Origin of the sequence: Jannaschia faecimaris (assembly GCF_900107415.1) — a bacterium.
Taxonomy (GTDB): Bacteria; Pseudomonadota; Alphaproteobacteria; order Rhodobacterales; family Rhodobacteraceae; genus Jannaschia; species Jannaschia faecimaris.
Genome location: NZ_FNPX01000002.1, coordinates 103,088 through 117,616 on the forward strand (window position 1 = coordinate 103,088; position 14,529 = coordinate 117,616).

The window sequence follows — 14,529 nt, forward strand, 5'->3', positions numbered from 1 at the left end:
TATGGGTGCGGGCACGATTCAATCGGATGGAGGCGGGTCACGCCGCCGCAGACGCGGTGGCGGCGGTGCCAAACCCATGTCCGAAATCAATGTCACGCCGTTCGTCGACGTGATGCTGGTGCTGTTGATCATCTTCATGGTTGCGGCCCCCTTGTTGACAGCCGGCGTGCCGATCGAGCTGCCGGAAACCGCTGCCGCGCCCCTGCCCCAGGAAGACGAGGAGCCGCTGGCCGTGACGGTCGCCGCCGATGGACGCGTCTTGATCGGCTCCACTGAAGTGCAACGGGACGAATTGCTGACCCGCCTGCGTGGCATCGCGCAAGAGCGGACGTCGAACAAGGTCTACCTGCGCGGCGACGGCGACGTCCCCTACGGTGAGATCATGGTGGTCATGGGCGCGCTGAATGCGGGTGGCTTCCGAGACATTGGCCTGGTGACGGACGCGGGCGGCCCGACGCTGGACGGCGGCGGGACGCAGGGCAACTAGATGGAAAAGCGAACGGCGCTGGCCCTGTCGGGCACGGCCCACGCAGGGGTCATCGTCTGGGCATTGCTTGCCGGCTTCTTCAATCCTGTCGAGGACGAGGAAAGCCTTCAGATCGCCTCGGTCGGGATCGTTTCGACCGCCGAATTCGACGCCCTGGTTTCGCGCACACCCGGCCCCGGCACCCCCTCGCCTGACGCCCCGACCGCCCCCGAAGCACCGACCACTCCCGACGCACCCGTCGCCGAGACACCGCCCCCGCAGCCGCCGCAACGCCCGGAAACGCCCGCGCCGACGCCGCCGGACACCACGCCGGACGTGGCCCAACTGGTGACGCCACCAACAACCGAGGCCGTGACCGAAACGCCGGACGCGCCGCCGCCGCCCGCGGCGGAGGATGCTCCCGTGTCTACCCGGCCCACGCCGCGCCAGGCTGACATCGTGACGCAACGCCCGACGCCTGCCCCGCCGCCATTGGTCGAAATCGCGCCAACCGTCGAAGCTTCGTCCGAGCCCAGCGAGCTGCCCGAACCGGAAGCACCCGTGGAACCCGAGGAGCAGGCCGCCCCGGAAGAGACGACGACCGCCGTCGTCACCGAGGCCGACGAGCCCGCGGCAGCCGAGATCACGTCCCTTGCCCCCGAGGATTCGCCACGCCCCGGTCGCCGTCCGGCCCGGCCCGAACCCACGCAGACGGCGGCCGCCGCGACCGAGACTCCGGCCCCTGCCCAGACGACCGAGCCGTCGAGCACCGCGCCCGCCAGCGAGCCGCGGCAGGTCGACACGTCCGACGCGCTGCGCGAAGCGCTTTCCGGCGGTGGCAGCGCCGCACAGGAGGGTCCGCAACTGACCGACGGCCAGAAAGAAGGCTTCCGCCTTGCCGTGCAGGCCTGCTGGGACCTTGGGGCCGTCTCGACAGATGTGACGAACACGATTGTGGAAGTCCGATTCCAGATGCGCGAAGACGGCTTCCCCGTGTCCTCTTCCATACGGTTGGAAGGCACACGCGGCGGCACCGATGCCTCGGCCCAGATCGCGTTGGAACGGGCGCGCCAGGCGATCATCGGCTGCTCCCGTCAGAATGGCGGCTACGACTTACCGGCAGAAAGCTATGACGACTGGAAAGACATCATCATCACCTTCGACCCGACCCGGCGGTGATGAACTTGGCTTTCGAAATCCGCACGATCACTCGCTTTTCAACACGCCGCATCGCGCGAAAGGTTGAGAAAATATCCTACTCCGGTGATACCGACTCAGGTGCCCCCGAGGAAACAAAGAGGTTCAGGTGACACAAAGGTTCAACGGATCGATCTTGCGGCAGCTTGCTACGGCACTGCTGATGGGCTGTGCGGCGTTGTCGGCCACCTTGGCGACACCGGCGCAGGCCCAGCTGCGCATTACCATCACCGACCCCACCCTGTCGCCGATGCCCTTCGCGGTGCCGACGTTCGTGGCGCGCAACGCGGCCGCAGCCGACCTGTCCGAAGATATCACCCGCGTGATTTCTGCGGATCTTTCCAACACCGGCCTATTCCGCGAAATCTCGAAGGACTCGCATGTCGCCCGGATCACCAGCTTCGATGCCCCGATCCAGTTCTCCGATTGGAAGGCGATCAACACCCAGGCTTTGATTACCGGGTCCGTCCTTGTGGAAAGTGACGGTCGCGTCGTGGTCCAGTTCCGGCTGTTCGACGTCGTTTCCGAACAGCCCCTCGGCGAGGGCCTGCAATTCGTCGGCACGCAGGAAGCTTGGCGGCGCATGGCGCATAAGGTGGCCGATGCCGCCTATTCGCGCATCACCGGCGAGGGCCCCTACTTCGACAGCCGCGTTGTCTTCGTATCCGAACAGGGACCCAAGGATGCGCGCCTCAAGCGTCTCGCGGTCATGGATTACGACGGCGCGAACGTGCAGTATCTGACCTCCTCCGACAGCATCGTGCTGGCACCCCGGTTCAGCCCGCGCGGCGACAAGATCATATATACGGGCTACGAATCCGGCTTTCCGAAGGTCACCCTGATCGACGTGGCGACCCTTCAGAAGCAGACGGTCGGCGGTGTGGATCAGAACATGAGCTTCGCCCCCCGTTTCAGCCCGGACGGCGGGCGGGTCGTTTATTCGGCCGAAGTCGCGGGCAATACGGACCTGTACGTCCTCGACATCAATTCGGGCGCGACCACACGTTTGACGACCGCCCCCTCGATCGAAACCGCCCCCAGCTTCAGCCCGGACGGCACCCGCATCGTCTTCGAAAGCGACCGCTCGGGCGCGCCGCAGCTTTACATCATGCCCGCGGGCGGCGGTGAAGGCAGTCGGATCAGCTTTGGCGACGGTCGCTATGGCACGCCCGTCTGGTCGCCGCGCAACGACTACATTGCATTCACCAAGCAGAATGCGGGCCGGTTCCATATCGGCGTCATGCGCACCGACGGCTCCGAGGAACGGTTGCTGACCGGTGCCTTCCTGGATGAAGGTCCGACATGGGCCCCGAACGGGCGCGTCGTCATGTTCACCCGCGAAACCGCCGGGGCAAACGGTGCCCCTGCGCTCTATACGGTCGATATCACCGGCCGGAATCTTCAACGCGCCGCGACACCCGCGGCGGCATCGGACCCATCCTGGGGTCCGCTCCTTCCCTGAGGACTTAATGATGAAATTTACGGCTCTACTCCTGATCTCCGCACTTGCACTCACCGCCTGCGGCAACCGGCTTGGTGGCGCGGGTGCCGGCGGTGCCGTCGATCTGAACTCCGCGGGTGGCGCCGGCGGCTTCGCACCCGGCAGCGTGAACGACCCCGCCTCGGTCGCCTATTTCCAACAGAACGTGGGCGATCGCGTGTTGTTTGCGGTTGATCAGTCCACGCTGACCGCCGAGGGGCAGACTGTTCTGGCCGGTCAGGCGCAATGGCTGAACGCGAACTCCGGCTACACCGCGCTGGTCGAGGGGCACGCAGACGAACAGGGCACGCGGGAATACAACCTGGCCCTTGGCGGGCGGCGCGCGAATGCGGCCCGCGACTACCTGATCAGCCAGGGTGTCGCCCCGAACCGGCTGCGCACCATCTCCTACGGGAAGGAGCGCCCGCTTCAGGTTTGCTCGACCGAAGCCTGCTACAGTCAGAACCGCCGCGCAGTAACGGTGCTGGCCGCCGGGGCGGGCTTCTGATGTTGCGCGCCGCCACACTTGCGCTGGCCCTTGCCGTCACGCCGGTGGCGGCACTGGCGCAACAGGATCAGACTTTGGCCGACATCCGTCAGCAGTTGAGCGTGCTCCGTGTCGAAATGCAGAAACTGACCGGGGAGCTGAATACGACCGGGGCCCCCGGCGTTTCGGTCGGTGGGTCAACCGTCCCGGACCGCGTCAACGCGATCGAAAGCGAGCTTCAGCGCCTGACCCAGCAGACCGAGCGTCTGTCCTTTCGCGTGGAAAGCGTTGCGCGTGACGGCTCGGCCCGGATCGAGGACCTGCGTTTCCAGCTCTGCGAATTGACATCCGATTGCGACCTTGCCGCACTTCCAAGCCCTACGCCCCTTGGGGGGGCCGAAACCGGGGCCGAACCGGCAGCAAGCGGTGGCACGGCCCCGACCGGTGACGCATCGGGCGGGGCGCAACTGGCGGTTGGCGAACAGGCAGACTTCGACCGGGCCCGCGCCGCGCTGGATGCCGGCAACAACGCCGAAGCCGCGCAGTTGTTCGAGCAATTCGTGACCGCCTATCCCACGGGTCCGCTCTCGACCGACGCGCATTTCTTCCGGGGCCAGGCCTTGGCGCGTGACAGCCAGCACGCCGCGGCCGCCCGCGCGTACCTGGAGGCGTTTTCCGGCACTCCCGAAGGCCCGCGTGCGGCCGAGTCGCTCGTCGGGCTGGGCACCGCGCTCGGCTCGTTAGGACAGACCGACGAAGCCTGCCTGACCTTGTCGGAAGTGGCGATTCGCTTTCCGCAGTCCCCCGCCGTCGCACAGGCCAATTCGGCACGGGCAGGCCTTGGCTGCACCGGATGAGACCGCGCTGACCGCAGCAATCGACCGCCTGCTTTCAGGTTCGTCGGTTCGTACGCCGCGCTCGATCGGCGTGGCGGTTTCGGGCGGTGGGGATTCCACCGCTCTTCTGCTTGCGGCGCAGGATTGGGCCACCCAGCGCGACATTCCGGTCCTTGCGGCCACCGTGGATCACGGGCTGCGCGAAGGCGCGGCGGCCGAAGCGGCGTGGGTTGCCGCGCTCTGCGAAAGCTGCGCGATCCCGCATACCACGCTGCGTCTGACCACATTACATGACGGCCCCGCGCTTCAGGCTCGTGCCCGCGACGCGCGATATGCCGCGCTGGCGGGCTGGGCGCGGGCGCAGGGCCTGTCGCAGGTTCTTCTGGGGCATACCGCGGACGACGTTGCCGAAACACTCTTGATGCGGCTCAAGCGCGGCATGGGCCTCGACGCCCTTGCCTCCATCCCCGAGTGGCGGCAGGTCGAGGACGTTAACTTCGGGCGCCCTTTTCTTGGGCAGTCCCGAACAGACTTGCGCGCGGACCTCGCCTCGCGGGGCATCGTCCCGCTGGAGGATCCATCCAATGACGATACGAGGTTCGAGCGGGTCGCCGTGCGCAAAACAATGCGGGCTCTAGGCCTTGACCCGACCATGCTTGCCCGAAGCGCCCGCCACCTCAGCGATGCCCGTACCTCCCTTGATACGGTCGCCATGGAGGACCGCCGTGAACTGGTACGCGAAGACCGCGGCGATTTTGTCTTGCAGGGCAATGCAATCGACTCCCTTCAAAGCGACCGGTTGCGCCGATTGGTCATGCTGATTCTGACCTCCATCACAGGCAAGCCCCCCCCCCGCGAGGCCGAGCAGACCCGTCTCCTTTCACAGTTACCGAGGTTGCAGGCCCCGCAGACCCTGGCTGGCTGCATTATCTTGCCCGACGGCTCATCGGATCATGCCATCCGCTTCGCGAGGGAGTGGTCAGCGGCGGCCCCGGCCGTGCCACAAACCCCGGGCGATGCGGCGACGGTTACGCTGTGGGACGGACGATGGGCGGTTATTGGCCCGCAACGTTCCGGCCTTGAAATCGGGGCACTCGGCGATGCCATCAGCCAAACGCCCTGGCGCGATGTAGGCCTGCCTCGCGTCTCTCTGATGGCGTCTCCGGCGGTGCGCGATGCGGACGGCGCGCTGGTGGCGGCACCCGTTGCGGGCCTTTCGCACGGCTATACGGCACACGCTTCGGAACAATTTTCCGCGACACTCCGTCCCTCGCCTTCCGTCTTTGATTGAACCCCTGCCCTGCGCGCCCTATGTTCAATACAAAGACACGGCGCGGCCCATCCGCGCCCAGATCGGAGAATTTTCTTGGGTAACGCGCGCAATATCGCCTTCTGGGTGCTGCTTTTCGTCTTGGTCATGGCCCTGTTCCAGCTGTTCTCAGGCGGCAACTCGGCCATGTCGGGCCGCGAAGTGCCATATTCGGACTTCATCAACCAGGTCGAGAACGGCTCCGTATCGGAAGTGACGCTGGACGGCGAACAGATCTATTTCCGCGGCAGCGGCGGCACCGACATGGTGACGATCAAACCGACCGAGGTGGACGTCACCGACACACTTCTTGCGAATGACGTGCGGATCAGCGCCGAAAGCCAACAACAGTCGGGCTTCTTGTCCGCGCTTGGCCTATGGCTTCCGTTCCTCGTCCTGATCGGCGTCTGGATTTTCTTCATGAACCGGATGCAGGGTGGCGGCAAAGGCGGTGCAATGGGCTTCGGCAAGTCGAAGGCGAAGCTGCTTACCGAGAAGTCGGGCCGTGTTACGTTCGATGACGTCGCGGGCATCGACGAAGCCAAGGACGATCTTGAAGAAATAGTGGAATTCCTGCGCAACCCGCAGAAATTCTCCCGTTTGGGCGGAAAAATCCCCAAAGGCGCTCTGCTTGTTGGTCCTCCGGGAACGGGTAAGACCCTGCTGGCCCGCGCTGTGGCCGGCGAAGCGGGCGTACCTTTCTTCACCATCTCCGGATCCGACTTTGTCGAGATGTTCGTGGGCGTCGGTGCCAGCCGCGTACGCGACATGTTCGAGCAAGCGAAAAAGAACGCACCGTGCATTGTCTTCATCGACGAGATCGACGCCGTGGGCCGGTCCCGTGGCGTGGGATACGGCGGTGGCAACGACGAGCGCGAACAGACGCTCAATCAGTTGCTCGTGGAGATGGACGGCTTTGAGGCCAACGAAGGCATCATCATTGTCGCGGCGACCAACCGCCCCGACGTTCTGGATCCCGCACTTTTGCGCCCCGGTCGGTTCGACCGTCAGGTGCAAGTGCCTAACCCGGACATCAAGGGCCGCGAAAAGATCCTTGGCGTGCATGCCAAGAAGGTCCCGCTGGGGGCTGATGTCGATCTGCGTATCATTGCCCGCGGCACGCCCGGTTTCTCGGGTGCCGACCTTGCAAACCTCGTGAACGAATCTGCTCTTGCGGCTGCGCGGATCGGGCGACGCGTCGTCACGATGGAGGATTTTGAGAACGCAAAAGACAAGGTCATGATGGGAGCGGAGCGCCGCTCAATGGTCATGACCGAGGACGAGAAGAAGCTGACAGCCTACCACGAGGCTGGGCACGCCGTTGTCGGCCTGAACGTCCCGCAGCACGACCCGATCCATAAGGCGACGATCATCCCACGGGGCCGTGCCTTGGGATTGGTTCTGTCGTTGCCCGAACGAGACCGTATTTCGGCCAGCTATCTTTGGTTTACGTCGCGCATTGCGATGGCCATGGGCGGCCGCGTCGCGGAGGAGCTGATCTTCGGCAAAGAGCACATCACGTCAGGTGCGAGCCAAGATATCAAGCAGGCCACGCAGATGGCGCGAGCGATGGTCACGCAATATGGGTACGCCCATGAGGAGTTGGGCTTCGTCGACTACGCTAATGAGCAACAGTCCTTCCTGGGCAACTACGGCGGCGGTGCAAGCCATTCCGCCGATACCCAGCGTAAGATCGACGAGAAGGTAATCGAGATCATCAACGATGGTTACGAAACTGCAAAGCGTATCCTGACCGAGAAGTCAGACGCGTTGGAGAACTTGGCTCAAGGTCTGTTGGAGTACGAAACGCTGACGGGCGCAGAGATCATGAAGGTGATCAACGGCGAAGTGTTGACCCGGAGCGACGATGACGACGACGCCGATACCGGCGGCAGCAGCCTGACTGCGGTGCCAAAGACCAAGCCCAAGCCCAAGGGACCCGACCTAAGTCCCGAACCAAGTGCCTGACAGGACACTCCCCCGGCCTCGCGCCGGGGGTTTTCGTTCAAATAGGTGTTCTTGGGATCGCAGCCCCTCTAAGACCACGTAAAGATCGAACGGGCCGGGGAAGATGATGCCGATTCATGATGATGCGACAAAGATACGCCCCTACGGGGATTTCTGCGTTTGGGGGATTATTGCCGCTTTTGCCTTTGGGTGGTGGAAAGCAGGGCTGATCAATGAAGGTGGTGCGCTGGAGCTGGCAACGGTGATCGCCTTGGTGCTGACTTTCGGCCTTTTCATTCTCCGACTGCCAAGTTTAGCGATGGGTCCGGAATGGCATCTGCCAGCTTTGACCCTGCTTTTTGTCCTTCGGGAACTGGATTTTGACAAACGATTCATGGAAGTCGGCGTGCTGAAACTACGGCTCTATAGCGGCGATGCGCCGTTGGTGTTGAAATTCATCGGGGCCATGGTGATCGCGATTGTCCTGATCTGCCTGTATCGGGTGGTCCGCCACAACGGACGCGCTTTTCTGGTTGCCCTGCGTGCGCGGGAAGGCTGGGCTATCACCATTGCGCTTGGCTTCGTCAGTGGCGTGGTGGCCAAGAGCGTGGACGGGCTGGGTCGCAAGCTGGCCCCATTCGGCGTCGAACTCAGCGAAGCACAGGGACTGTTTACAATCTTCGTCGAAGAATTCCTGGAGCTTGGCTTTGCCACGGCACTGCTGATCTCTCTGTTCCTTTGGATCCGCGGCTACGCCTGAGGGGTTTTCGGAGGTTTCCATGCCAGCACTTAAAGCCACGCTGATATCAGGCCATGTCACTTGGGTTGGGGTCGTTCCGGCCCGGGACCTCACCCTCTCGTCTTGCCCGCGCGACAGGTTGCACCTGACATTTGCCGGCCCGGAAGGGGAGGATCATGCCGGTTTAACCCGTCCGTCCTGCCTGCGGGTGACGGCCCAATACGAACCGGGCACGGAAATCCGCAACACACGGCAATTGTCCATCGTATCGGCAGAGGATCTGGAGGCCATTCGACGGAAGGTCGGAACCGAGTTTTTCGACCCCGGATGGATCGGCGCGACCATGGTGGTATCCGGGATCCCGGACCTTACTTTTCTGCCACCGTCATCGCGTCTACAATTTGAAGACGGGGCCACGATCACGGTCGATATGGAAAACCGCGCCTGTACCCTGCCGGTTCAGGTGATCGAGGCAGACGCGCCGGGGCACGGGCGCACGTTCATGGCGGCCGCAAGGGGGCGGCGTGGCGTGACGGCTTGGGTGGAGCGCGAAGGTATCGTGCGCATCGGCGACGAAGTGCGTCTACACGTTCCGGATCAACGCACTTGGCGCGGGCATTAAAAAACGCCGGGCTTTCTCGGCCCGGCGCTCCAAGGTTCAGATCGCCGCGTGGGACTCAGCCCAAGGCTAAACCTGTGATCAGAGCGAGACTGAGCCCGGCGACAAAACCGACATGGATAAACAGGCTGGTGGCAGTCATGGCAGGCTCCAATAATTAGGTGTTCGGCAGTTTCTTGCCGATAGTGTAACTCATTCTTGCAGACCTAACACTTAACAAATGGTTTCAGTTCCGTGATTCGCGCTTCATCATTGTGATACCGCCGCGTCATCCGATCTGCGGGTAATCCCATCTTCGGCATCGCCTTGCGGCACGGCGTCAGAATGACTTGGAATGTCGGTTTCGCACGTCCACCCCCCCGCCCTTGCCCCTAGGCGTTGTGACACGCCGGCCCGAAGAGGAGATCGACCGCCATGACCCACAAGACCGATATCGAGATTGCCCGCGCGGCCAAGAAACGACCGATCCTCGAAATCGGCGAGAAGCTCGGAATCGGGGCCGACGACCTTCTGCCTTACGGCCATGACAAGGCGAAGGTCAGCCAGAGCTTCATAAACTCCACCAAGGGCAAGCCTAGCGGCAAGCTGATCCTCGTGACCGCCATCAACCCGACACCGGCGGGCGAAGGCAAGACCACGACGACCGTGGGTCTGGGCGACGGGCTGAACGCGATCGGCAAAAAGGCGATGATCTGCATTCGCGAAGCCTCCCTCGGGCCGAACTTCGGGATGAAGGGCGGGGCCGCGGGCGGTGGATACGCGCAGGTCGTGCCGATGGAGGAGATGAACCTCCATTTCACCGGCGACTTCCACGCCATCACGTCGGCCCATTCGCTTTTGTCGGCGATGATCGACAATCATATCTATTGGGGCAATGCGCTGGAGATCGACACCCGCCGCGTCGTCTGGCGGCGCGTCGTCGACATGAACGACCGCGCGCTGCGCCAAATCACCGCGTCGCTTGGCGGGGTCGCCAACGGCTTCCCACGCGAGGCCGGCTTTGACATCACCGTGGCGTCGGAGGTCATGGCCTGCCTGTGTCTGGCGACTGACCTGAAGGATCTGGAAAGGCGGCTGGGCGACATGATCGTGGCCTACACGCGGGAGAGGAAGCCGATCTTCGCCCGCGACATCAAGGCCGACGGCGCGATGACCGTCCTGCTCAAGGACGCGATGCAGCCGAACCTGGTGCAAACGCTGGAAAACAATCCAGCCTTCGTGCACGGTGGGCCATTCGCCAATATCGCCCACGGCTGCAACTCGGTCATTGCTACGACAACAGCGCTGAAACTGGTCGACTACGTGGTGACCGAGGCCGGGTTCGGGGCCGACCTCGGGGCTGAAAAATTCATGAACATCAAGTGCCGCAAGGCCGGCATCGCGCCCGACTGCGTGGTGCTGGTCGCCACCGTGCGCGCGATGAAGATGAACGGCGGCGTCACCAAGGCGGACCTGGGGGCCGAGAACGTGGCGGCGGTCAACGCGGGCTGCGCCAACTTGGGCCGTCACATCGGCAACATCAAAAGCTTCGGCGTCCCCGTTGTCGTGGCGATCAACCACTTCACCGGCGATACCGAGGCCGAGGTGCAGGCCGTCAAGGACTATGTTGCCAGCCAAGGGGCCGAGGCCATCGTGTCACGTCACTGGGCCGACGGTTCCGCCGGATCTGCCGACCTTGCCGCCCGCGTCGCCGAGATCGCGGATTCCGGCGTATCGAACTTCTCCCCGCTCTACCCCGACGAGATGCCCCTCTTCGAGAAGATGGAGACTATCGCCAAGCGCATCTATCACGCCGATGCCGTGATAGCCGACAGCAAGATCCGCGATCAGTTGAAAGCCTGGGAAGACCAAGGCTACGGCAACCTCCCGGTCTGCATGGCAAAGACGCAATATTCCTTCAGCACCGATCCAACCCTGCGCGGCGCGCCGACGGGCCATTCCGTGCCCGTGCGCGAGGTGCGCCTTTCGGCCGGGGCGGGCTTCATCGTGGCGGTTTGTGGGGATATCATGACCATGCCAGGCTTGCCCCGCGTTCCATCGGCCGAAAATATCCGCCTGAACGACGCAGGCGAGGTCGAAGGGCTCTTCTGATCGTGCGGCCGGTGCGCCACCTCTCCTATGTGGTTGAGCGTACCAACCATTAGCGTGTAAGACGCGCCACGCCCTGCGGCGCGAAAATCGCCGCCCCAGCCCGACGGAGCAGCGCGACATGACAAGCCCCAGACCGGACCCAGCCACGCTGAAAACACTTGCGGACTGCCGTGCGGGGATCGACGCGATCGACGGAGAATTGATGATACTGCTCGCCGAGCGGCAGGCCCACGTCGCTCAGGTCGTGGGGATCAAGGCGCGCGAGGGTGTCGCAGCCGCCGCCCCGACCCGCGCCGCCGCCGTCATCGAACGCACCCGGCAGCTGGCCTTGGATGTGGGCGTCGATGCCGACTTGGCGGAGGCACTGTGGCAGACGATGATCGATCATTTCATTACCAAGGAAGAAGCCGTTCTTGGCAAGGGCGGCTCTGACCTCTGACCCCGACCAAATGGCTCCTCGACTGATCAAGAAGGACGACTTCATGACCGCGACACTGATCGACGGAAAGGCCTTTGCGGCCAAGATGCGCGCGCGCGTCGCCGACGAGGTGGCGCGCGTGAAGGCCGCCGGTATTGTGCCCGGCCTTGCCGTCGTGCTGGTCGGCGAAGACCCGGCCAGCGCGGTCTATGTACGCAACAAGGGCAAGCAGACGCTGGAAGTCGGCATGGAAAGCTTTGAACACAAGCTGCCCATCGACACGTCCGAGGCGGATTTGCTGGACCTGATTGCCACGTTGAACGCCGACCCCGCGGTGCATGGCATCCTGTGCCAATTGCCGGTGCCCGATCACATCGACGCCGACAAGGTTCTCGCCGCCATCGACCCGGCCAAGGACGTGGATGGGTTCCACGTCTCCAACGTCGGCCTGCTGGCCACGGGGCAAAAGGCAATGGTCCCATGCACGCCCCTGGGGTGTCTCATGATGCTGCGCGACCTGCACGGATCGCTGTCGGGCATGGACGCCGTGGTCGTCGGGCGGTCGAACATCGTTGGCAAACCGATGGCGCAGCTTCTGCTCCGCGACAGTTGCACCGTGACCATAGCCCATTCCCGCACGAAGAATATCGAAGATGTCGTGCGCCGCGCCGACATCGTGGTCGCCGCCGTGGGCCGCCCGGAAATGGTGACGGGCGACTGGATCAAGCCCGGTGCCACCGTCATCGACGTGGGCATCAACCGGATCGGTGCCGGCCTCAAGGACGATGGCTCACCCAAAACACGCCTTGTCGGCGATTGCCATTTCGAAAGCTGTGCGGCGGTGGCCGGGGCGATTACGCCGGTGCCCGGCGGAGTGGGCCCGATGACCATCGCCTGCCTGCTGGCCAACACGCTGACGGCCTGTTGCCGGGCGAATGGATTGGCCGAGCCCGAGGGCCTTACGGCCTAGGCGTCAAGAAACGCGCGGCAAGCGGCCTCGAATTCGCGCGGTTTCTCGGCGTGCAGCCAATGATGCGCATCGGGGATCTTGGCAAAGCGTGCCTGCGGAAACAGCGCCTTGATGGGCGCGCGATGTTCGGGGCGGACGTAGTCGCTCGCGCCCCCCGACAGGAAAAACGCGGGCACATCTACCGGCCCGGCTATGTCCGGGAAGTCGATGATCGCAGCCATATCCGCCTCCAACACATCAAGGTTCAGCATCCAGCGTCCTGCCTTGACATCCAGCGACTGCAACAGGAACGATCGCGTACCATCGTCGGGCACCTGCCCGAGCTGTTCGGCGGCTTCGGACCGGCGCGTCACCTTCGAAAGATCCACGCCCCGCATCGCGGCAATCAGATGCGCCTGCGTGTGGGAATAGGCCACAGGCGCTATGTCGGCGACGATCAGGCGATTAACCTGTTGCGGCTGCATCAAGGTCAGGACCATTGCCGCCTTGCCGCCCATCGAGTGACCCAGAACGTCATGCGGCTGGTCCCCGATCACCTGCGCCAGATCCACCGCCATTTCGGGATACGTCTGCGCCTCGAACCATGGGCTGTCACCGTGGTTGCGCATGTCGACGGCCACTACCTCCCGATCAACGGACAAGCGTTTTGCGATGACACCCCAGTTGCGCGCCGAGCCGAACAGGCCATGCGCGATCAGAAGCGGAGGACGGTCGGAGGGCGCGCCGTGGCGGATCGTATTCAGCATGCAACCAGATTATCCCGCCCCCGTCAGAATTGCCAGACGCGCGGGCGTCAGCCCAACCCGGAAGCCCGGCATCGCCGGCACCACGGATCGGCGCATTCGGGCCTGACGGCTTGCCCCCGGCGCTTGGCACGTGCCAACTGACGGCGTTCCTGCGAAAGCTCCAGAATGTCCGACAGCGCCGCCCCCGATCACCCGACATTGGCCGCCCTCGGCTGGCAGGTCTTTTTCGCCGATCAGGTCACTGACAACGCGGCTGTACCCGCGCGTGTCATGGAAGTGCACCGCAGCGGCGCGCAGGCGCTCGGCCCGGAAGGCGAAGTTCGCATCCCACCTGGCGTCGATGCGACCGTGGGCGACTGGGTGCTGTTCGATCCCGTGCTGCCAGCGAAATCGCACGTGCTGGACCGGTTCAGCCTGATCAAACGCCGCGCGCCCGGCAAGGGGCACGACGTACAGGCTATTGCCGCCAACGTGGACACGGTCTTCATCGTCACGTCATGCACGCGCGAATTCAACGTGGCGCGTCTGGAGCGCTACGTCGCTCTCACGCTGGAAGCTGGGGCCGAAGCGGTGATCGTGTTGACCAAACCGGATCTCTGCAACGATGTTGCCGCGCTCGAACGGGCCGCGCGAGGCATCTCGGACCAGGTGACGATCGTCACGCTCGACGCGCGGGGGGCGGAACCGGCGGACAAACTCGCCCAATGGTGCGCGCCGGGTCGCACGGTCGCTTTCCTCGGCTCCTCCGGAGTTGGCAAGTCGACGCTGGTCAACGCCCTCTCGGACGGAGCCGAGATTGCGACACAGCCCGCGCGCGAAGCCGACCATCGCGGCCGTCACACCACCACGCACCGACAGATGCACCGGCTGCCGGGGGGCGCGCTGGTCGTCGATACGCCGGGCATGCGGGAGTTGCAGCTGACCGATACGGCCGAGGGGCTGGCAATGCTCTTCGCCGATCTGGAGGCGCTGGCCACGACCTGCAAGTTCCGAGATTGCGCCCATACGGTCGAGCCGGGCTGCGCTATCAAGGCGGCACTCGCGGCGGGCGACATCGATCCGGACCGGGTGGAGCGGTGGAAGGTTCTTGTTGCCGAGGACACCTTCAACACCCAAAGCTTGTCGGGACGTCGTTGGGACGAGAAGGAACGCGCCGAGGGCATACGCGACCGACGTGCCCGGCTTGGAAAGGGCGGCTGACCGCCCCTTCCTCTTGCCTGAAAT

14 protein-coding genes are annotated in these 14,529 nt (G+C 64.1%); 13 read left to right on the plus strand and 1 reads right to left on the minus strand.

What is annotated here, in order from left to right:
- The first annotated feature begins 1 nt into the window (after nt 1).
- The 12 genes from tolR to folD all read left to right on the plus strand — a co-directional run bounded on the left by tolR (nt 2) and on the right by folD (nt 12,559).
- A complete protein-coding gene (tolR, locus tag BLV27_RS03310; RefSeq protein WP_092642370.1) occupies nt 2-487 on the plus strand; it encodes a protein TolR in 486 nt (161 codons plus the stop codon).
- Nucleotides 488-1,645 (plus strand): hypothetical protein, encoded by a 1,158-nt coding sequence (locus BLV27_RS03315; RefSeq protein WP_092642373.1) that lies wholly within the window; start codon nt 488-490, stop codon nt 1,643-1,645. It begins immediately after the preceding gene.
- 181 nt (nt 1,646-1,826) lie between these two features.
- Complete coding sequence (gene tolB / locus BLV27_RS03320) at nt 1,827-3,125, plus strand: Tol-Pal system beta propeller repeat protein TolB (protein WP_092642972.1); 1,299 nt, start codon at nt 1,827-1,829, stop codon at nt 3,123-3,125.
- Nucleotides 3,126-3,135: 10 nt separating this feature from the next.
- On the plus strand, nt 3,136-3,651 hold the full coding sequence (pal, locus tag BLV27_RS03325) for a peptidoglycan-associated lipoprotein Pal (RefSeq protein ID WP_092642976.1): 516 nt from the start codon (nt 3,136-3,138) through the stop codon (nt 3,649-3,651).
- Nucleotides 3,651-4,487, plus strand: coding sequence for a tol-pal system protein YbgF (ybgF, locus tag BLV27_RS03330; protein ID WP_092642376.1), 837 nt, complete (start codon nt 3,651-3,653; stop codon nt 4,485-4,487). Before pal ends, ybgF begins: the two co-directional genes overlap by 1 nt.
- Entirely contained in the window at nt 4,471-5,757 is a 1,287-nt protein-coding gene (gene tilS, locus BLV27_RS03335) for a tRNA lysidine(34) synthetase TilS (protein WP_170831336.1), read from the plus strand. The genes ybgF and tilS overlap by 17 nt, the downstream gene beginning before the upstream one ends.
- A 75-nt stretch (nt 5,758-5,832) precedes the next feature.
- The gene (gene ftsH / locus BLV27_RS03340; protein ID WP_092642382.1) at nt 5,833-7,743 is read left to right on the plus strand and encodes an ATP-dependent zinc metalloprotease FtsH; all 1,911 of its coding nucleotides are present in this window, start codon (nt 5,833-5,835) and stop codon (nt 7,741-7,743) included.
- A 106-nt stretch (nt 7,744-7,849) separates the two neighbouring features.
- Complete coding sequence (locus BLV27_RS03345; protein ID WP_139176544.1) at nt 7,850-8,482, plus strand: hypothetical protein; 633 nt, start codon at nt 7,850-7,852, stop codon at nt 8,480-8,482.
- Between the two features lie 19 nt (nt 8,483-8,501).
- Nucleotides 8,502-9,083: an MOSC domain-containing protein gene (locus BLV27_RS03350; RefSeq protein WP_092642388.1), complete on the plus strand. Its 582-nt coding sequence runs from the start codon at nt 8,502-8,504 to the stop codon at nt 9,081-9,083.
- 411 nt (nt 9,084-9,494) lie between these two features.
- Nucleotides 9,495-11,171: a formate--tetrahydrofolate ligase gene (locus tag BLV27_RS03355; protein ID WP_092642391.1), complete on the plus strand. Its 1,677-nt coding sequence runs from the start codon at nt 9,495-9,497 to the stop codon at nt 11,169-11,171.
- A 118-nt stretch (nt 11,172-11,289) separates the two neighbouring features.
- Complete coding sequence (locus BLV27_RS03360; RefSeq protein WP_092642394.1) at nt 11,290-11,610, plus strand: chorismate mutase; 321 nt, start codon at nt 11,290-11,292, stop codon at nt 11,608-11,610.
- Between the two features lie 43 nt (nt 11,611-11,653).
- Nucleotides 11,654-12,559 (plus strand): bifunctional methylenetetrahydrofolate dehydrogenase/methenyltetrahydrofolate cyclohydrolase FolD, encoded by a 906-nt coding sequence (folD, locus tag BLV27_RS03365; protein ID WP_092642979.1) that lies wholly within the window; start codon nt 11,654-11,656, stop codon nt 12,557-12,559.
- Here folD and BLV27_RS03370 read toward each other — a convergent pair.
- Nucleotides 12,556-13,305: an alpha/beta fold hydrolase gene (locus BLV27_RS03370; protein ID WP_092642397.1), complete on the minus strand. Its 750-nt coding sequence runs from the start codon at nt 13,303-13,305 to the stop codon at nt 12,556-12,558. The genes folD and BLV27_RS03370 overlap by 4 nt on opposite strands.
- Before the next feature lie 165 nt (nt 13,306-13,470).
- On the opposite strand from BLV27_RS03370, the gene rsgA reads away from it, so the two are divergent.
- Nucleotides 13,471-14,505: a ribosome small subunit-dependent GTPase A gene (gene rsgA / locus BLV27_RS03375; protein ID WP_092642401.1), complete on the plus strand. Its 1,035-nt coding sequence runs from the start codon at nt 13,471-13,473 to the stop codon at nt 14,503-14,505.
- The last annotated feature ends 24 nt before the right edge of the window (nt 14,506-14,529 follow it).